15 protein-coding genes are annotated in these 18,624 nt (G+C 65.0%); 8 read left to right on the top strand and 7 right to left on the bottom strand.

Going from position 1 to position 18,624, the window contains the following annotated elements:
- Positions 1-33: 33 nt before the first annotated feature.
- The gene (hslO, locus tag EL191_RS02205; RefSeq protein ID WP_041976154.1) at positions 34-921 is read right to left on the bottom strand and encodes an Hsp33 family molecular chaperone HslO; all 888 of its coding nucleotides are present in this window, start codon (positions 919-921) and stop codon (positions 34-36) included.
- 216 nt (positions 922-1,137) lie between these two features.
- On the opposite strand from hslO, the gene EL191_RS02200 reads away from it, so the two are divergent.
- Positions 1,138-1,932: a phosphatase PAP2 family protein gene (locus tag EL191_RS02200; RefSeq protein ID WP_041976152.1), complete on the top strand. Its 795-nt coding sequence runs from the start codon at positions 1,138-1,140 to the stop codon at positions 1,930-1,932.
- 154 nt (positions 1,933-2,086) lie between these two features.
- Here EL191_RS02200 and EL191_RS02195 read toward each other — a convergent pair whose 3' ends face one another.
- On the bottom strand, positions 2,087-2,515 hold the full coding sequence (locus tag EL191_RS02195; RefSeq protein WP_041976150.1) for an RNA-binding S4 domain-containing protein: 429 nt from the start codon (positions 2,513-2,515) through the stop codon (positions 2,087-2,089).
- Positions 2,516-2,627: 112 nt separating this feature from the next.
- Between EL191_RS02195 and rimB the strand changes: the two genes are divergently transcribed.
- Genes rimB through EL191_RS02180 form a run of 3 tightly spaced genes read left to right on the top strand, consistent with a single transcriptional unit; the run spans position 2,628 to position 4,893 of the window.
- Positions 2,628-3,098 (top strand): retropepsin-like aspartic endopeptidase RimB, encoded by a 471-nt coding sequence (gene rimB / locus EL191_RS02190; protein ID WP_041976147.1) that lies wholly within the window; start codon positions 2,628-2,630, stop codon positions 3,096-3,098.
- Entirely contained in the window at positions 3,095-4,000 is a 906-nt protein-coding gene (gene rimK / locus EL191_RS02185; protein WP_017360621.1) for a 30S ribosomal protein S6--L-glutamate ligase, read from the top strand. Before rimB ends, rimK begins: the two co-directional genes overlap by 4 nt.
- Positions 3,997-4,893 (top strand): S66 peptidase family protein, encoded by an 897-nt coding sequence (locus EL191_RS02180; RefSeq protein ID WP_041976144.1) that lies wholly within the window; start codon positions 3,997-3,999, stop codon positions 4,891-4,893. Before rimK ends, EL191_RS02180 begins: the two co-directional genes overlap by 4 nt.
- Before the next feature lie 6 nt (positions 4,894-4,899).
- Here EL191_RS02180 and EL191_RS02175 read toward each other — a convergent pair whose 3' ends face one another.
- The 3 genes from EL191_RS02175 to ompR form a co-directional block, all read right to left on the bottom strand.
- Entirely contained in the window at positions 4,900-8,664 is a 3,765-nt protein-coding gene (locus EL191_RS02175) for a bifunctional diguanylate cyclase/phosphodiesterase (RefSeq protein ID WP_041977141.1), read from the bottom strand.
- A gap of 189 nt (positions 8,665-8,853) precedes the next feature.
- Entirely contained in the window at positions 8,854-10,170 is a 1,317-nt protein-coding gene (locus tag EL191_RS02170; protein ID WP_041976142.1) for an ATP-binding protein, read from the bottom strand.
- Positions 10,171-10,251: 81 nt separating this feature from the next.
- A complete protein-coding gene (gene ompR, locus EL191_RS02165; RefSeq protein ID WP_013713569.1) occupies positions 10,252-10,989 on the bottom strand; it encodes an osmolarity response regulator transcription factor OmpR in 738 nt (245 codons plus the stop codon).
- 201 nt (positions 10,990-11,190) lie between these two features.
- Here ompR and EL191_RS02160 point away from each other — a divergent pair, with 201 nt between their 5' ends.
- The 4 genes from EL191_RS02160 (at position 11,191) to rmf (ending at position 15,979) form a co-directional block, all read left to right on the top strand.
- Positions 11,191-13,521: a Tex family protein gene (locus EL191_RS02160; RefSeq protein WP_041976140.1), complete on the top strand. Its 2,331-nt coding sequence runs from the start codon at positions 11,191-11,193 to the stop codon at positions 13,519-13,521.
- Positions 13,518-13,904 (top strand): PaaI family thioesterase, encoded by a 387-nt coding sequence (locus tag EL191_RS02155; protein WP_036994811.1) that lies wholly within the window; start codon positions 13,518-13,520, stop codon positions 13,902-13,904. The genes EL191_RS02160 and EL191_RS02155 overlap by 4 nt, the downstream gene beginning before the upstream one ends.
- Before the next feature lie 102 nt (positions 13,905-14,006).
- On the top strand, positions 14,007-15,587 hold the full coding sequence (gene gshA, locus EL191_RS02150) for a glutamate--cysteine ligase (protein ID WP_041976137.1): 1,581 nt from the start codon (positions 14,007-14,009) through the stop codon (positions 15,585-15,587).
- A gap of 200 nt (positions 15,588-15,787) precedes the next feature.
- Positions 15,788-15,979 carry a ribosome modulation factor gene (gene rmf, locus EL191_RS02145; RefSeq protein ID WP_013713565.1) on the top strand — a complete coding sequence of 64 codons (192 nt, stop codon included), beginning with the start codon at positions 15,788-15,790 and terminating at the stop codon, positions 15,977-15,979.
- Positions 15,980-16,067: 88 nt separating this feature from the next.
- Here the strand turns inward: rmf and argA are convergent, their stop codons facing one another.
- Both argA and argE read right to left on the bottom strand, forming a co-directional pair.
- Positions 16,068-17,366, bottom strand: a complete 1,299-nt coding sequence (argA, locus tag EL191_RS02140) for an amino-acid N-acetyltransferase (RefSeq protein ID WP_013713564.1) — start codon at positions 17,364-17,366, stop codon at positions 16,068-16,070.
- Positions 17,367-17,429: 63 nt separating this feature from the next.
- Positions 17,430-18,596 (bottom strand): acetylornithine deacetylase, encoded by a 1,167-nt coding sequence (argE, locus tag EL191_RS02135; RefSeq protein WP_041976135.1) that lies wholly within the window; start codon positions 18,594-18,596, stop codon positions 17,430-17,432.
- Positions 18,597-18,624: the final 28 nt, after the last annotated feature.

The raw sequence follows: 18,624 nt of genomic DNA, 5'->3' as shown, positions 1-18,624 counted from the left end.
TGATAGAGAACGTCTATCGTTTCGAAAAATTCATCAATGGCGGGTCTGCGACGGCGCTTCGCTACCGGCACCGGCAAACAGCTGGGCGATGTCGGCGGCATCGAAGGCATAGCGCTCGTTGCAGAACTGGCAATCGATCACCACGCTGCCGCCCTGCTCGGCCAGCAGCAGCTCGGCATCGGCCTGGCCGAGGCTGGCCAGGGCACTGGCGGAGCGCTCGCGCGAGCAACTGCAGCGGAACTGCAGCGGCTGCTCATCGAACAGACGGACGTTTTCCTGGTGATAGAGGCGGTGCAACAGGGTCGGGTTGTCCAGGCCCAGCAGCTCTTCGGCAGTCAGGGTATCGGCCAGGGTCAGCACATGGTTCCAGCTCTCGGCGCGCTCCTGCGGCCCGGTCTGGTGGTGCGGCGGCAGTTGTTGCAGAAGCAGGCCACGGGCACGTTGGCCGTCGGCCTTGAGCCAGAAGCGGGTCGGCAACTGCTCGGAACTGGCGAAGTAGTTGGTCAGACACTCGGCCAGGTCCACGCCATCCAGATCGACGATGCCCTGGTAACGCTGGCCACGAGTCGGGTCGATGGTGATGGCCAGCACGCCATTGGGCATCAGACTCTGCAGGTCGGCATCGGTACCGATCTGCTCGGCCTCGTAGCGGGCGATACCGCGCAGCTCACGAGCGCTGGAGCATTCGACCATCAGCAGCGACAGCGGGCCGTCGGAACGCGCCTGCAGTACCAGCAGGCCGTCGAACTTGAGGGTGCCGACCAGCAAGGCAGCGGCAGCCATCATCTCGCCAAGCAACTGGGCCACCGGCTGCGGGTAAGCGTGCTTGGCCAGCACATGGGCATAGCTCTCGCGCAGCGCGACCATCTCACCACGCACATCGGTGTCGTCGAACAGGAAACGTTGACTGAAGTCGTTCATAGCGGCTGGCCCGAGGTCTGAAAAAGGCTGGCGATTTTATGCACAAACGCCAGCACAACCAAGGCCCGACCGTCATGTGCAGTCGTTCACGTCCCGGCCATCGCCCCCTGAACCTGGACTGAACGACAGTGCTTCTGGCCTTGTACTGTCGCCAGCACTGCCTATCATCCGCGCGCCTGAGGTAGGGCCTGTCATAAATCTGCAAAGGGATCTTCCATGTCGAGCACGTTCATCAATCGCCACTGGCATCCACGCGCCATGCTGGTCTGCCATGTCGTGGCTGTCGTGCTGCTCGCCAGTTGGCTGTGGCAGCCCACCCGCGAACTATGGAACGTCTTCGATCTGTGGCTGTTCAAGCTGCTCAACGACCCGGTACACGCTGGCGGCCTGTGGGCCCATATCTGGGCCATCGGCAGCATGCGCCCGGTCGATGCCGGGGTCGGCGTGGTGATGCTGGCGGTGATGCTCAAGGCCAACCTGGTTTTCACCGGAGCCCAGGTGCGCCGCGCGCTGTTCGCCTTTCTGGTCGCCCTGGTGGTGATGCTGCTGATGCGCGTGCTGTTCGCCGACCTGGTCGAATACATGGGCTGGCAGCACGCCAGCCCGTCGCTGGTAGTGGAAGGCAGTGCACGCCTGACGGAAATGTTCCCGGCCTGGGAAGAGCGCTGGGACCTGAAGGACAGCGCCAGCCGCAGCTTCCCCGGCGATCACGCCTCGGTGCTGCTGATCTGGGCCTATTTCATGAGCTTCTTCGCCCGCGGCTGGCGCCTGCTGCTGGTTTGGGCAATTACCACGATCGGCATCCTGCCGCGCCTGGTAGCCGGCGCCCACTGGGGCGCCGACGCCTTCGTCGGCGGCGTATTCCTCAGCCTGCTGGCCCTGGCCTGGAGCTGCTACACCCCGCTGGGTTATCACGCCAGCGAATGGCTGGAGAAGATCACCCTGCCGATCACCTCACGCCTGGCCAAGCTGCCATTACTGGGCCGTATGAGCATCGTCAGCGGGCGCTGAACGAGGTAGCCCAGATGCAATCCGGGAGGGGTCGATACGATTCCCCGGATTTCATCCGGGCTACAAACTGAACGAGAAAGTGGGAGCGAGCTCTGCTCGCGAAGCTTTACCGCAGTTCGCATTCGCGAGCAGAGCTCGCTCCTACAGGCTTGCGCTATTCCTCATCCGCCCAGGGGTGGCGCAAGCCGCCGCCCTGCTGTTCGTTGAACTGATGGATCTGCCGGCGCTGCTTCTTGCTCGGCCGGCCATCGGTCTGTACCCCCACAGCCCCCGCCTTGCGCATGGCCGCGGCCTGCTCGCGGCGGGCGATGCTCTCTTGGGTCTCGCGATACAGCAGTTGCGCCTCGGGGGCCCCGCGACGGACGGCGGAGAGCGCCAGCACGACCACGGTGCGCTCGTCGAAGCCGGTGCGCAGCACGTATTCATCGCCGACCTTAGGCTCCTTGCCCGGCTTGCAGCGGTCGCCGCGGTGATGCACCTTGCCGCCTTCTATAGCCGCCTTGGCGAGGGCGCGGGTCTTGTAGAAACGCGCCGCCCACAGCCATTTGTCCAGGCGCACCTTGTCGTCGTCTTTTTCGCTCATCTCGTACTCTGAAGGGGTTGGCATTCGCATCCATCGCGGATGCAGTTGTCACACGACACAACTAGAATGCGCGGAATCATAGGCGTTGTACGCCGCAGGGGACACTCTCACCTTGAAGACTTTCGACCAGCTCAACGTGATCGGCCTGCGTGAGTGGATCAATCTGCCCGAGCTCGGCATCATCGGCCTGCGCGCCAAGATCGACACCGGCGCCAGCACCTCCAGCCTGCATGCCAGCGACATCCAGCCATTCCGGCGTGACGGCGAGGACTGGGTACGCTTCACTGCCTACCTCGGCACTCAGGTGCAGCGCCGTCATCGTTGCGAGGCGCCGCTGGTGTCGGTCAAACGTATCAAGAGCTCCAACGGCCAGGCGCAGAGCCGCTATGTGATCCGCACTCATCTGGCCCTCGGCGATCTGCTGTGGCCGGTGGAATTCACCCTGGCCTGTCGCAAGACCATGCGTTATCGCGTACTACTCGGTTCCAAGGCGCTGATCACCGGCCAACTGGTGGTCAATCCGGCACTCAGCTATGTGCAGGACAAACCCTCACTCTCCTCAGCCCCTCCAGGTGCCCAATGAAGATCGCCGTGCTGTCGCGCAACCCGCGTCTGTATTCCACCCGCCGCCTGGTGGAGGCCGGTCAGCAGCGGGGCCATGAAATGGTGGTGATCGACACCCTGCGCGCCTATATGAACATCGCCAGCCACAAGCCGCAGATCCATTATCGCGGCCAGGCCATGGAGGGCTTCGATGCAGTGATCCCACGCATCGGCGCCTCGGTGACCTTCTATGGCTGCGCGGTGTTGCGCCAGTTCGAGATGATGGGTGTTTACCCGCTCAACGAGTCGGTGGCCATCAGCCGCTCGCGCGACAAGCTGCGCGCCCTGCAATTGCTGTCACGCAAGGGCATCGGCCTGCCAGTGACCGGTTTCGCCCACTCGCCGGACGACATTCCCGACCTGATCCAGATGGTCGGCGGTGCGCCGCTGGTGATCAAGGTGCTGGAAGGCACCCAGGGCATGGGCGTGGTGCTGGCCGAAACGGCAAAGGCCGCCGAGTCGGTGATCGAGGCCTTCCTCGGCCTCAAGCAGGACATCATGGTCCAGGAATACATCCAGGAGGCTGGAGGTGCCGACATTCGCTGCTTCGTGGTCGGTGACAAGGTGATCGCGGCGATGAAGCGCCAGGCCAAGGCCGGTGAATTCCGCTCCAACCTGCACCGTGGCGGCACTGCCAGCCTGATCAAGATCACCCCGGAAGAACGCATGACCGCAGTACGCGCAGCCAAGGTCATGGGCCTTAACGTCGCCGGGGTGGACATCCTGCGCTCCAACCACGGGCCGCTGGTGATGGAGGTCAATTCCTCGCCGGGCCTGGAAGGCATCGAGACCACCACAGCCAAGGACGTCGCCGGCATGATCATCCAGTATCTGGAAAAGAACGCCGAGCCCGGCCAGACCCGCACCAAGGGTCGCGGATGAAGCAAACATTCGACGGCCGCCTGGCGTTGATCGCCCCCGCAGCGGCCATTGCCGAAGACGTACTCGAGGCGACCCTGGCACAGCTCGAGGTGCTTGGCGTGCACTATCACCTGGGCCAACACGTGCGCGCTCGCCATCGCTACCTGGCCGGTACGCCCGAGCAACGCCTCGAGGATTTGCACCAGGCCTTCGCCATGCCCGATATCGCTGCTGTCTGGTGCCTGCGTGGTGGCTACGGCTGCGCGCAGTTGCTGGCCGATATCGATTGGCCGCTGCTGCACCAGGCCAGTCCACGCCCACTGATCGGCTTCTCCGACTTGTCGATTATGCTCAGCGCTTTTGCGCAGCAGGGCCTGCCGGCCATTCATGGCCCGGTTGCCACGGCGCTCGGCCATCAGGTGCTGTCGGCGCCCAGCGGCCAGCGCGAACGCCTGGCCTCGATGCAGGCATTGTGGGATCTGCTCAAGGGCCAGCATCGCCAATTGCCGCTGCGTCATATCAGCGGCCCGCAACATCCGATTGACGGCACCCTGCAGGGCGGCAACCTCACGGCCCTGGCCAGCGTCTGCGGTACCGACGCGGGGATGCGCCTGGCAGAGGATGCGATCCTGATCCTGGAAGACGTCGGCGAGCCCTATTACCGCCTCGAGCGCAGTCTCTGGCAACTACTGCGCAGCTTCGCCGGGAGAAAGCCACGCGCGGTGTGCCTGGGTAGTTTCACCGACTGCCCGCGGCGTGGCGTACACCACAGTCTGGAGCAGATCATCGGCGAATACCTGACGCCGCTGGGCGTACCCTTGTATGGCGATCTACCCAGCGGTCACGGTGACGCCAATTATCCCTGGCCCTACGGCCAGCGGGCGCGGATCGGCGCTGACAGCCTGAGCTGGTAGCGAGTTTTAGCGCGGGCGCGCCTGCATCCAGGCCAGAAACTCGCTCTCCATCATCGGCCGGCCGAACAGATAGCCCTGGCCCAGGGCGCACGCCTGCTCACGCAAAAATGCCAGCTGACTGTCCTGCTCGATGCCTTCGGCCACGCATTCCAGATCCAGGTTACGCGCGATCATCAGGATGGTTTGCACCAGCATGCGCCCGCTCGCGGCGCCGTCCAGATCGGCGACGAAGCTGCGGTCGATCTTCAACCGGTCCAGCGGCAAACGCTTGAGGTAGGTCAGCGACGAGTAGCCGGTGCCGAAGTCGTCGATGGCAAAGCGTACGCCCTGCGCCTTGAGTCGTTGCATGTTGCCGATGCAGCGTTCGACGTCTTCGAGCAGCACGCCCTCGGTGATCTCCAGTTCCAGAGCATGCGCCGGGACACCATGAGCACGCAGGCACTGCTCGACCCGCTCGACGCATCCGGCCTGGCGCAGTTCGCGCGGGCTGAGGTTCACCGCCAGCACCAGTTGCGGCCACTGCGCCTGCCAGCGCGCCAGGGTCGCGCAGGCCTGCTCCAGCACCCACTGGCCGATGTCCTGAATCAGCCCGGTTTCCTCGGCCAGCGGGATGAACTGGTCCGGGCCGATCTCGCCGCGCTCGGGGTGCATCCAGCGCAGCAGCACCTCGGCACCGGCCACCCTGTCATCGGCCAGCGTCAGTTGTGGCTGGAACACCAGCTGCAGTTGCTGGCGGGCAATGGCCTGACGCAGCTCACCCTGCAGTTGCAGGCGCTGGTCGATGGCCGCCTGCATCTCCGGGGCGAAGAAATGCAGGGCGTTGCGTCCGGCGTGCTTGGCCCGGTACATGGCGGTGTCGGCCTGCTTGAGGATATCCGAGGCGCGCTGCAGGCCCATCGGATGCAGGGCAATGCCGATGCTGGCGCTGATCGCCAGCTCATGCCCGTCGATCAGGCAACTACCCTGCAGCCCACGCAGCAGCTTTTCCCCCACTGCGGCAGCGTGCTCGGCCACGGCCTGCGGCTCGCTGCCCAGGGCTTCGAGCAGCACCACGAACTCATCTCCACCCAGTCGTGCCAGGGTGTCCTCGGTGCGCAGCTCGCGCGCCAGGCGAGTGGTGACCTCCACCAGCAAGGCATCGCCGACCAGATGGCCGAGGCTGTCGTTGACCGTCTTGAAGTGATCCAGATCGATGAACAGCAACGCACCCAGACTGCCCTCACGATTCTCCCGGTCCATGGCGTGCTGCAGGCGATCGAGCAGCAGACGGCGATTGGGCAAACCGGTCAGCTCGTCACTGTAGGCCAGGCGCTCGATCTCGCGCTGGTAGCGCTGACGCTCGGAAATATCGGTGACGCTGGCGCGAATCAGCAGCCCCTCGCCCGGCATGCGCACCAGACGCACCTCGCAGGGCAACTGGCGTCCGGCACTGTCGCGGTGGTTCCACTCGAACACCGGCGCTTCACCGGCCACGGCCTGACGCATGAAGGTCTTGCCGGCCCGTGAAGACAGGCGGCCATCGGCCTGCCGTAGCGGGCTGATGCTCTGGATCGACCGGCCAAGCAACTCTTCACGGCGATAGCGGAACAGTCGCAGCGCGTTCTCGTTGCACTCGACGATGCCGCCATCCGGGTTGAACAGCAGGATCGCCTCGGGCGCATGCTCGACCAGCGTCCGATAACGCGCTTCGGCCTCCTGCCGGGCGCTGATGTCCTCGACCAGCAACAGGAAGATGGTCTGCCGACCACTGCCGCCGCGCACCGCTCGCAGGCTGACGCGGGTGAACACCACCTGTCCATCGGCGCGCAGGAAGCGCTTGTCCATCTCGAAACCGTCACTGCTGCCCAGCAGGACCTGCTCCACACTGGCCTGCTCGGCCGGCAGGTCGTCCGGGTGCGACAGTTGCTGCCAACTGCTGGCCAGGACTTCATCGCGGCTCCGGCCAAGAATGCTGCACAGCTTCTGGTTCACCTCTTCCCAACCGAAGCTCTGGGTGGTCAGCGCCATGCCGATCAGTGGCGCCTCGAAGAACAGCCGCAGGCGCTCGTCGCGCTCGCGCAGCTGCGACTCGGTACGCTTGCGCTCGCTGATGTCCTGCACCACGCCATAGATACGCACCAGGCTGCCGTCCTCGTCGCGCTCGGCCATGCCACGCAGGCGCACCAGCCGGCCGCCCAGCCGCGCCACCAGACGCACCTCGATATCCAGATCGTCCATCCCGCTCGAGGCCGCCTGCAGCGTCTGCATGATCAGCGCCTGGCTCGGCGTGTCGTAATAGTCCAGCACCTCGCGCAGATCGGGCGGGCCCTGCTGAATGTCGCGATCGACGATGCGGTAGCAGCCATCGCTCCAGAACATGCTGTAGTCGCTGGTCTCCAGCACCCAGCCGCCCAGGTTGGCGATGTCTTCGGTCTGGCTGAACAGATGACTCTGACGTAGCAGCTGCGAGCGTTGCTGCTCGACCTTGGCCGCCAGCTCAACCCGCTCGGTGACGTCGTGCTGCAGGCCGACGAAATGACTGATGCCCTGCTCGTCACGCATCGGCGCCAGCACCACCTCGTTCCAGAACGGCTTGCCGTCCTTGCGATAGTTGCGCACCACGGCGTGACCGCTACGGCCGTCGCGCAGGGCAGCGCGCAAGGGTTGCAGTTCCAGTTGCACACGATCCTTGCCGAGCAGGAAACGACAGTTGCGTCCCAGTGCCTCATCGGCGCGATAGCCGGTTATCTGGCTGAACGCCGAATTGCAGTACACCAGCGGTAGGTCGGGCTGGCGTGCGTCGGCGATGGTCACGCCCAGCGGGCTGGCCTCCATCGCCAGGTTGGCTCGGGCCAGTTGCCGCTGCATCTGTGCACTGCGCGCCAGCGCCTGGCGCAGATCACTGAGCGCGCGCCCTACCACCAGCGTGGCGCCCATCAACAACAGAACGGCGAAATGCAGCTGATTACGCTGCAGGTCCAGCTCGGCGAAACTCAAACTGCCGCGCCAGAGCGGCAACGGCAGGGTGGCGGCGAACACCAGCAGCACACCGTACAGCGCTCCCGCGAAGGCATGCCGAAGCGCCAACACCAGCATGCTGAGCCCCAGCAGGGGCAAGGCGAGCTGTGCAGGCAGGCCAGCACTGAGCAACATCAACACCAGAAATACGCTCGTCGCCAGCAGCCAGCCAGCCAGCGAGCGGCTGACGGGCAGCGCCGGGGCGACCACGCTGCTTCGCGTACGCAGCCAGCCGCGACGACGCAGCCATGGCGTGCAGAAGGCCAGCAAGGGCGCCGTCAGCGCCAGCAGGTTGATGGTGTCGCTCAGCCATACCGCCAGGCTCGACTGCGCCCAATGGTCGCTGACCTGAAAGCCGGTTAGCCAGAGATTGCTCTGCAGACCAAGGGCCACCAGGGTGGCCGGCATCAGTACGGCGAAGGCGAGAAATCTCAGGACATCACTCAGGCGCCCCAGCGCAGGGTCGAAAGACTGGCGCCGCAGCAGCCACCAGCCCAGGGCCACGGCAGCGGTTTCCGGTACTGCGTAGAGCGGTGCCCACTGCCAGGGCAGGCCCCACAGCGGCACGCTGAACAGGGCGTTGAGGTACAGCGCCGGCAGCACGCGCGGGCCCCACCACAGGCAGAACGCCAGGCCTAACACCATGGGCAGATAGCACAGCGCCACGCCGTCGTTCAGACGGGTCGCCAGGGAAATCCAGGTTGCCAGGTGGAAGATCGGCAGCGGCAGCCACCAGGTCCAGTTGGGCAAGCGGTCGGGGAAGGCGGCGGGCATGCAGGCCTCGAAGTGATGCGCTGGCACAGCATAGCCCAGCGCCAAAGCGCTTGGCAGCATATTGCCAGCACTCCGACGCGGTAATTGGACAGCCGGTTGGCTGGCCGCCGAAAAACGCAGACGACGGCCTGATCCCGAGAGGTAGAACGCGGCGGGAAACCAACGGCGAACTGGTTTTTCGGCGCCCCGTCAGACGGCGTCGCGTGGCAACAGCAAACCCAGCGGCAAGCGCACCCGCGCCTCCAGGCCCCCGCCACTGCGATTGCGTAGCTCGACGCTGCCACCATGCAGCGCCGCGATGCGCTTGACGATAGCCAGGCCGAGGCCGGTACCGCGCCCACCGCGAGCCCGATCACCGCGGATGAAAGGGTTGAAGATGCTGTCGAGCTCGGCCGGATCGATACCATTGCCACGGTCCAGCACACTCAACACCACATAGGGCGCGCTTTGGTCTCCAGCCAGGCTGGCGACCACCTCGACGGCATCGCCACCACCGTGGTTGAGCGCGTTCTCCACCAGATTGGTGAGCAGACGCTTGGTCGATACCCGACGCAGCGGGAAGGGTGGAATGTCTTCCAGGCACAGACGCACGCGCTCGCCGCCCTGGTTGTAGGGCGCGAGAGTTTCACGCACCAGCTCGGGGAAATCGGCCTCCTCCACCGGCTCGTCGCGCCCATCGCGGATGAAGGCGAGGAACTGATCAAGGATGGCGTCCATGTCCTCGATATCGCGCACCATGTCCTCGGTCAGCTCGGAGTCGTTGTCCATGAACTCCAGCGCCAGGCGCAGACGCGTCAGCGGCGTGCGCAGGTCGTGGGAGACACCCGCCAGCATCAACTCACGCTCACGGCCGGCCTGCTCGACGTCCTCGGCCATCTGATTGAAGGCGCGGTACACCTCGGTCATCTCGCTCGGCGTATCGCTCACCGGCAGGCGCACGCTGCGCCCCTGGCCGAGTTGACGAGCGGCGAAGACCAGGCGCTTGAGTGGCGCATTGAGCTGACGCACGAAAATCCAGGCAGCCGCAGTGGACAGCAAGCCGATGCCGAGGAACCAGCCGAGCACGCTCCAGATCCGCTGACCGCGCAGTGGGTGCGGGTACATTGGCACCCGCACCCAGCCATCGCCGAGGCTCGGTGCATGCACCCAGAGCGCCGGCGGCGTCGTGGCGCGTACACGGGTTTCGGTATCCGGGCCGAGTTCGGTCTGCATCTGCCGCTGGAATATTTCGCTGTAGGGCCAGTGCTGTTCGCTGGCCGGCACCTTGTCACGCGGGATGCGCTTGAGCCCGGCCGCCTGAGCGATATGGTCGCGGTCATCGGGGTTGGCCGCCCAATAGGCCCGCAGGGTCAGCGCAGCACCGTGGCTGTACTGGCGGTCGACCAGCACGTCCTCGTTCATCATCAGGTACACCAGCGTCAGTGCCTTGGAAAACAGCACGACGACGAGCACCAGCCAGAGGGTGCGGGCGAAGAAGCTCTGCGGGAACCACAATGGAGCTTTCATAAGAGCGGCATCAGGCCCCAGGCTTCAGGCTGCAGGTGTCCCCGCCTTTAGCCTGAAACCTGTCGCTGGCGGCCTGCGGCCTCACTTGTTGCCGTCCGGCACGAACACGTAGCCAACGCCCCAGACGGTCTGGATATAGCGCGGTTTCGACGGGTCCGGCTCGATCAGGCGGCGCAGGCGACTGATCTGAACGTCGATGGAGCGCTCCAGTGCATCCCACTCGCGGCCACGGGCCAGGTTCATCAGCTTGTCGCGGGTCAGCGGCTCGCGCGCATGCTGCACCAGCGCCTTGAGCACGGCGAACTCGCCAGTGGTGAGCATGTGCACTTCCTCACCCTTCTTCAGCTCGCGCGTGGCCAGTGACAGTTCATAGTCACCGAAGCTGACGCTTTCATCCTCGGCACCCGGCGCACCAGGCACCACCGGCGCCTGACGGCGCAACACGGCCTTGATGCGAGCCAGCAATTCGCGTGGGTTGAAAGGCTTGGCCAGGTAATCATCGGCGCCCAGCTCCAGGCCCTGGATACGGCTGGACTCATCGCCCTTGGCGGTGAGCATGATGATCGGGATCTGGTTGTTCGATTCGCGCAGGCGGCGGCAGGCGGACAATCCGTCCTCACCGGGCAGCATCAGGTCGAGCACCACCAGGTTGAACAGCTCGCGGGCCAGCAGGCGATCCATCTGCTCGACGTTCTCCACTGCACGTACCCGGTAGCCCTGCTCGTCGAAGAAGCGTTCGAGCAGGCGGCGCAGACGGGCGTCGTCATCGACGATGAGAATCTTCTCGCCTTCGGTGGCAGGGGCAGCGGACTGGGTCATGGCGTCTCCTTGGACAGCCGTACTGTGGACGGCAAGTGGCGGCATTATCGCTCAGGCGCATGGATGGGCGCTTTAGCCATTGTTAGCAGATTTTTCCCCAACGGTGCCCAGTACTTATGAATGCGGTGTTTATAATGCGCCGCTTTCGTATCTGGCCGGCATGTTTACGGCCGCCCTGTCGCTTCAGTGGGTAGTTTTCATATGGACAGCATCAACAATCGCATCGCCGATGAACTGGGCGTGCGCCCGCAACAGGTTGCCGCCGCCGTGGCCCTGCTCGACGAAGGTTCCACCGTGCCCTTCATCGCCCGTTACCGTAAAGAAGTGACCGGTAGCCTCGATGATACCCAGTTGCGCCACCTGGAGGAGCGCCTGCGCTACCTGCGCGAGCTGGACGAGCGCCGCGTGGCGATCCTCGCCAGCATCGAGGAACAGGGCAAGCTGACCCCCGAGCTCAAACGCGAGATCGACCTGGCCGACACCAAGACGCGCCTCGAAGACCTCTATCTGCCGTACAAGCAAAAGCGCCGCACCAAGGGCCAGATCGCCCTGGAAGCCGGCCTCGGCGAGCTGGCCGATGCGCTGTTCAACGACCCGAGCCTGACACCGGAGCAGGAAGCCGAGCGCTTCATCGACGTCGACAAAGGCTTCGCCGATGTGAAGGCCGTGCTCGAAGGCGCCAAGTACATTCTCATGGAGCGCTTTGCCGAAGACGCCGCGCTGCTCGACAAGCTGCGCAGCTTCCTCAAGGACAACGCCACCCTCAGTGCCCGCCTGGTGCCGGGCAAGGAAAACGAAGGCGCCAAGTTCAGCGACTACTTCGAGCATGACGAAGCGCTCAAGGGCGTGCCGTCTCACCGCGCGCTGGCGATCTTCCGTGGCCGTAACGAAGGCATCCTCAGCGCCAGCCTCAAGGTCGGCGAAGAACTGCCCGGCACCCTGCACCCGTGCGAGCTGATGATCGGCGAACGCTTCGGCCTGGAGAACAAGGGCCGCGCTGCAGACAAGTGGCTGGCCGAGGTGGTGCGCTGGACCTGGAAAGTCAAGCTGTACAACCACCTGGAAACCGACCTGCTCGGCGAGCTGCGCGAGAAGGCCGAGGACGAGGCAATCAGCGTCTTCGCCCGCAACCTGCACGACCTGCTGCTGGCTGCCCCGGCCGGCCCGCGCGCCACCCTGGCGCTCGACCCGGGTCTGCGCACCGGCTGCAAGGTGGCGGTGGTCGATGCCACCGGCAAGGTGCTGGAAACCGCCACCGTCTACCCGCACGCCCCGCGCAACGACTGGGACGGCACCCTGGCGATCCTCGCCAAGCTGTGCGCCAAGCACGGCGTCGACCTGATTTCCATCGGCAACGGCACCGCCAGCCGCGAAACCGACAAGCTGGCGGCCGAGCTGATCAAGAAGGTGCCGGGCCTCAAGCTGACCAAGGTGATGGTCTCCGAGGCCGGCGCCTCGGTGTACTCGGCCTCGGAACTGGCCGCCCGCGAATTCCCCGATCTCGACGTGTCGCTGCGCGGCGCCGTCTCCATTGCCCGCCGCCTGCAGGATCCGCTGGCCGAGCTGGTGAAAATCGACCCGAAATCCATCGGCGTCGGCCAGTATCAGCACGATGTGTCGCAGCTCAAGCTGGCGCGCAGCCTGGACGCCGTGGTCGAGGATTGCGTGAACGCCGTCGGCGTGGACGTCAACACCGCCTCCGCCGCCCTGCTGGCGCGCATCTCCGGCCTCAACGCGACCCTGGCGCAGAACATCGTGCAGTACCGCGATGCCAACGGCGCCTTCGCCTCGCGCGCCGAGCTGAAGAAGGTGCCGCGTCTGGGCGAGAAGACCTTCGAGCAGGCTGCCGGCTTCCTTCGTGTGATGAACGGCGACAACCCGCTGGATGCCTCGGCGGTGCACCCGGAAACCTATCCGCTGGTCGAGCGTATCGCCCAGGACACCGGCCGCGACATCCGCTCGCTGATCGGCGACTCGGGCTTCCTCAAGCGTCTCGATCCGGCCAAGTTCACCGACGAGCGCTTCGGCCTGGTTACTGTCGGCGACATCCTCAAGGAACTCGACAAACCCGGCCGCGACCCGCGCCCGGAGTTCAAGACCGCCGAGTTCCAGGAAGGTGTGGAAACGCTCAATGACCTCAAGCTGGGCATGGTGCTCGAAGGCGTGGTGACCAACGTCACCAACTTCGGCGCCTTCGTCGACATCGGCGTGCATCAGGACGGTCTGGTGCACATCAGCGCACTGTCGGAAAAGTTCATCAAGGACCCGCACGAAGCGGTCAAGGCCGGCGACGTGGTCAAGGTCAAGGTGATGGAAGTGGATATCCCGCGTAACCGCATCGCCCTGTCCATGCGCATGGGCGACACCCCCGGCGAGAAAGTCGAGGGCGCCCGTGGCGGTCAGTCGCGCGGCAACGGCAACCGCGGCGGCAACACACCGCGCAGCGAGCGCTACTCGAGCCAGGAAAAGCCGGCTCCCGCCACTGGCGGCATGGCCGCCCTGTTCGCCAACGCCAAGCAGTTGAAGAAATGAGTACGGACGGCAACATCGGCGCCAGCAGCGCCTTCTCCCGTCTGCTCGGCCTGGAGATTCTCCAGGTCGGCGGCGGCGAGGCGCGCGTGCGCCTGACCCTCACCGACGAGCTGCGCAACCTGCACGGCAAGCTGCACGGCGGCGCGCTGTTCTCGCTGATCGACACCGCCATGGGTCAGGCCAGCCACAGCCTGGGCGATGGCGGCCCGAGCAGCGTGACCCTGGAGTGCAAGATCAACTACATCCGCCCGGTTTCCGAGGGCAGCGTGCTGTGCCATGCCAAGGTGCTGCACGCCGGTCGCCGTACCCAGGTGGTGGAAGCCGAGGTGCTGCAGGGCGACAAGCTGGTCGCCAAGGCACAAGGCACCTTCGCCTGCGTGTAATCGACCGGGCTCGAAGTCGTCTAATGTGGCTGCATCGTCGCCCCTTGCAGAGTGCGGGGGCGATCCCCATATTGTGGCGACTGCCCAGTTAGGAATTGCATCTTGAGCGATCTTCTCTCCCGCCGCCTGGCCCAGCTCGGCGAGCCGGCCAACCTGTCCCTGCTGGGTGAATGCCTGCATGGTATCGAGCGCGAGTGCCTGCGCGTCGACCGCGACGGCCAGCTGGCCCTGACCCCGCATCCGCAGGCGCTGGGCTCGGCGCTGACCCACGCGCAGATCACCACCGACTATTCCGAGTCGTTGCTGGAGTTCATCACCGGCACCGCCAACGATCCGGCCGCCACCCTCGCCGAACTGGAAGACATCCACCGTTTCGCCTACGACAAGCTCGATGGTGAACTGCTGTGGAGCCCATCGATGCCCTGCCAGTTGCCGGACGAGGAGACCATCCCCATCGCCCGCTACGGCAGCTCCAACATCGGCCGCCTCAAGTACGTATACCGCAAGGGCCTGGCACTGCGTTACGGCAAAACCATGCAATGCATCGCCGGCATCCACTACAACTTCTCCCTGCCGGAAAAACTCTGGCAACTGCAGCAGCAGAGCGAAGGCAGTGAGCAGAGCCCGCGTGACTACCAGTCGGCACGCTATATCTCGCTGATCCGCAATTTCCGCCGCTACAGCTGGCTGCTGATGTACCTGTTCGGCGCCTCGCCAGCACTGGACAAGGGCTTCATGCGCGGCCGCCCGCACCAGTTGCAGGAGCTGGATGCCAGCACCCTGTACCTGCCTTACGCCACCAGCCTGCGCATGAGCGACCTGGGCTACCAAAGCAGCGCGCAGTCCGGCCTGACCCCTTGCTACAACGACCTGTCCAGCTACACCGACAGCCTGCGCCTTGCCGTTGGCACACCCTACCCGGCCTATGTCGAAGCCGGCACCAAACGCGGCGACGAGTGGCTGCAGCTCAATACCAACATCCTGCAGATCGAGAACGAGTACTACTCGAGCATCCGCCCGAAACGCGTCACCCACAGCGGCGAACGGCCGATCCAGGCGCTGATGAGCCGCGGCGTGCAGTACGTGGAAGTGCGCTGCCTGGACATCAATCCCTTCCTGCCGCTGGGCATCGACGTGGCGCAGGCGCGCTTCATCGACGCCTTCCTGCTGTTCTGCGCACTGGAAGACAGCCCGCTGCTGGAAAGCGGCGAATGCAACAGCTGCACCAGCAACTTCCTCAAGGTGGTCAAGGAAGGCCGCCGTCCTGGCCTGCATCTGCACAAGGGCAGTCAGCAGGTGGAGCTCAAGGTCTGGGCCAGCGAGTTGCTCGAACGCATTCTGCCACTGGCCGAGCTGCTCGACAGCGCTCAGGGCAGTGGCCCCCATGTCGAGGCCCTGGCGCAACAGCAGGCCAAGGTCGCCGATGTGGAAATGACGCCATCGGCGCAAGTACTGGCAATCCTTCGTCAGGGCCAGAGCTTTACCGACTTTGCCTTGCAGCAGAGCCTGCGCCATGCCGAGTACTTCCGCGCGCAACCGCTCAGCGTGCAGCAGCAACAGGCTTTCGAGATGGCCGCACATCGATCGCTGGCCGAGCAGGCAGAGCTGGAGGCGCAGCCCACGGGCGACTTCGACGCCTTCGTCGCAGCCTACCAGGCCAGCATCCTGGCGCTGGCGGTGTAGTCGGCAATCAATCGCCGGGAGCGATTTTGGCGTCAGCTCCAGCGTCAGCACGAAGGTTGGCGGCCAGGGATGGCACGCCACAGAAAGTCGACTACATCACAAAGCCAACCAGCGGAGCAAAAGCCAGGATGGGCGGCCACTCTCGGAGCCGCCCGGCCAGCTAGCATTGCCAGGTAAAGGACGATAGACGAGCAGCGCCCATGGCCGAAGACGCCACGCCGCAATGGAGCCTGGAGAGCCTGACCAAGGCCTACCAGCAAGGCTATATGGCCGGTCTCACTGGCCAGGCCCGAACCCGCCAGCCCTACCCGGACGAAATCCCCGCAGCAGCGTGGGAAGCCGGCTGGGACGATGGTTTCGAACAGATGCGCCTGCAGCAGCACAGCGCCTGACACTCTGAACGCATTGTGGGAGGGGCTTTAGCCGCGACTGGTTCATCGCTCGCGGCTAAAGCCCCTCCCACTCATCGCATTTGTCTCCCTACAACATCTTCTCGAACACCTTCGAATTGCGCTGGTAGTTGTAAAGCGACGCTCGCGCGGTGGGCATGCGCTCGACGCTGCTCGGCTCGAAGCCGCGCTCGCGGAACCAGTGGGCGGTGCGGGTGGTGAGCACGAACAGGGTCTTGATGCCCTGCGCCCTCGCCCTGGCCTCGATGCGCTCCAGCAACTCGTCGCCACGGCCGCCATGCCGGTAATCGGGATTGACCGCCAGGCAGGCCAGCTCGCCACAGTCGGAATCGGCGATGGGATAAAGCGCCGCGCAGGCGATGATCAGGCCTTCGCGCTCGACGATGCTGAACTGCTCGATCTCGCGCTCCAGCACCTCGCGCGAACGGCGCACCAGGATCCCCTGCTCTTCCAGCGGACTGATCAGTTCGATCAGACCGCCAACATCCTCGATGGTCGCCTCGCGCAGGGACTCGAACTGCTCCTGGGCCACCAGGGTGCCGTTGCCGGTACGGGTGAACAACTCGCTGAGCAGCGCGCCATCGGTGGCATAGCTGACGATGTGGCTGCGCTTCACTCCGCCGCGACAGGCTTCGGCGGCGGCATCGAGTAGCTCGCCCTGATAGTTGCTGCCCAGGCGCGCAAGATGCGCTGGCACCTGCTGCGGACGCAGCTCGCGCACCAGCTTGCCGCTCTCGTCGAGCAGGCCATCCTCGGCGCCGAACAACAGCAGCTTGTCCGCACCCAGGTCGATGGCAGCGCGGGTGGCGACGTCCTCGCAGGCCAGGTTGAAGATTTCCCCGGTAGGCGAATAGCCCAGCGGCGAAAGCAGCACGATGCTGCGCTCGTCGAGCTGGCGGTTGATGCCCTTGCGGTCGATGCGCCGCACTTCGCCGGTGTGGTGATAGTCGATGCCATCGAGCACGCCGATCGGCCGTGCGGTCACGAAGTTGCCACTGGTCAGGCGCAGGCGCGAGCCCTGCATGGGCGAAGCGGCCATATCCATCGACAGACGCGCCTCGATGGCGATGCGCAGTTGGCCGACGGCATCGATCACGCACTCCAGGGTCGGTGCATCGGTGATGCGCAGGTCGCGATGATAGTGCGGAGTCAGGCCGCGGGCGGTCAGGCGCGCCTCGATCTGCGGGCGCGAACCGTGCACCAGCACAAGACGCACGCCGAGGCTGTGCAGCAGCACCAGGTCGTGGACGATATTGGCGAAATTCGGGTGGGCGATACCCTCGCCCGGCAACATGACCACGAAGGTGCAGTCACGATGAGCGTTGATGTAGGGCGAGGCGTGGCGTAGCCAGTTGACGTAGTCGTGCATGAGCAATCCATTAACGTAGAGACTAAGACGGCATGGCCGTCATGTTCGGTCAGAAGGTCGGTCTCATCGTCGCTGCACGTCTTCGCTCCGGGTCAGGCAATAGTGTTGAATCAGTTGACGCAACAGCGCCACGCTAGGTTCGATCCGGGCCAGTTCCAGGTGTTCCCCTGGCTGGTGTGCGCAGTCGATGTCGCCAGGGCCGAGCACCAGCGTCTCGCAGCCCAGGCGCTGAAGATAAGGCGCCTCGGTGCCGAATGCCACCGCCTGCGCGCTATGCCCGGTCAGGCGCTCGGCCAGACGGACCAGCTCGGCATCGGCGCGCTGCTCGAACGGCGGTACTTCCGGGAACAGCGGGCCATAGTCGATGCGTACCTGATGCTTGAGCGCCAGCGGCTGCAGCTTGCCGCGAATGGCCTCACGCAGCTGCTCCGGGTCCATGCCCGGCAGCGGTCGCAGGTCGAACTCCAGCGCGCACTGCCCGCAGATGCGATTGGGATTGTCGCCACCGTGAATGCAGCCGAGGTTCAGCGTCGGTTGCGGCACACCGAATTGCGGGTTGTTGTATTCACGTTGCCACTGGGCGCGCAGGCTGCGCAGCTCGCCCATCACATCCTGCATGGCCTCCAGCGCACTGTGGCCAAGCGCAGGGTCGGAGGAGTGGCCGCTGCGCCCGAGGATGTCGATGCGCTCCATCATCACGCCCTTGTGCAGGCGAATCGGCTTCAGGCCTGTGGGCTCGCCAATCACCGCCGCACGGCCAAGCGGCCGGCCGGCATCGGCCAGGGCACGGGCGCCGGCCATCGAGCTTTCCTCGTCGCAGGTGGCGAGGATCAGCAGCGGTTGCTTGAAGGGCTGATCGAGCAGCGGCCGCACGGCTTCGATGACCAGGGCGAAAAAACCCTTCATGTCGCAACTGCCCAGACCCACCCAGCGGTCGCCCACTTCGCTCAGCTTGAGCGGATCGGTCTGCCACAGAGCAGCATCGAAGGGCACGGTATCGCTATGCCCGGCCAACACCAGGCCACCCGGGCCGCTGCCATAGCTGGCGAGCAGGTTGAACTTGCCAGGGGCGATCTGCTGAGTTTCGCAGGTAAAACCCAGATCACCGAGCCAGGCGGCCAGCAGTTCGATGACCGGCGCGTTGCTCTGATCCCAATTGGGCTGGGTACAGCTCACAGAGGGCGCTGCGATCAGCGCGGCGAACTGCTCTCGAAAGGACGGCAAGGGCATCGGCGCTCTCCTGGGTCGGAGCCCCATC

It is taken from the genome of Pseudomonas mendocina (assembly GCF_900636545.1).
Lineage (GTDB): Bacteria > Pseudomonadota > Gammaproteobacteria > Pseudomonadales > Pseudomonadaceae > Aquipseudomonas > Aquipseudomonas mendocina.
This window is presented reverse-complemented; position numbering and strand designations above follow the sequence as displayed.

Coding starts and splice junctions, on each gene's coding strand:
- EL191_RS02195 (WP_041976150.1), bottom strand. CDS start 2,515: ATGAGCGAAAAAGACGACGACAAGGTGCGCCTGGACAAATGGCTGTGG.
- EL191_RS02170 (WP_041976142.1), bottom strand. CDS start 10,170: ATGAAAGCTCCATTGTGGTTCCCGCAGAGCTTCTTCGCCCGCACCCTC.
- EL191_RS02180 (WP_041976144.1), top strand. CDS start 3,997: ATGAAGCAAACATTCGACGGCCGCCTGGCGTTGATCGCCCCCGCAGCG.
- hslO (WP_041976154.1), bottom strand. CDS start 921: ATGAACGACTTCAGTCAACGTTTCCTGTTCGACGACACCGATGTGCGT.
- EL191_RS02160 (WP_041976140.1), top strand. CDS start 11,191: ATGGACAGCATCAACAATCGCATCGCCGATGAACTGGGCGTGCGCCCG.
- rmf (WP_013713565.1), top strand. CDS start 15,788: ATGGCCGAAGACGCCACGCCGCAATGGAGCCTGGAGAGCCTGACCAAG.
- EL191_RS02200 (WP_041976152.1), top strand. CDS start 1,138: ATGTCGAGCACGTTCATCAATCGCCACTGGCATCCACGCGCCATGCTG.
- argA (WP_013713564.1), bottom strand. CDS start 17,366: ATGCACGACTACGTCAACTGGCTACGCCACGCCTCGCCCTACATCAAC.
- EL191_RS02175 (WP_041977141.1), bottom strand. CDS start 8,664: ATGCCCGCCGCCTTCCCCGACCGCTTGCCCAACTGGACCTGGTGGCTG.
- argE (WP_041976135.1), bottom strand. CDS start 18,596: ATGCCCTTGCCGTCCTTTCGAGAGCAGTTCGCCGCGCTGATCGCAGCG.
- ompR (WP_013713569.1), bottom strand. CDS start 10,989: ATGACCCAGTCCGCTGCCCCTGCCACCGAAGGCGAGAAGATTCTCATC.
- rimK (WP_017360621.1), top strand. CDS start 3,095: ATGAAGATCGCCGTGCTGTCGCGCAACCCGCGTCTGTATTCCACCCGC.
- EL191_RS02155 (WP_036994811.1), top strand. CDS start 13,518: ATGAGTACGGACGGCAACATCGGCGCCAGCAGCGCCTTCTCCCGTCTG.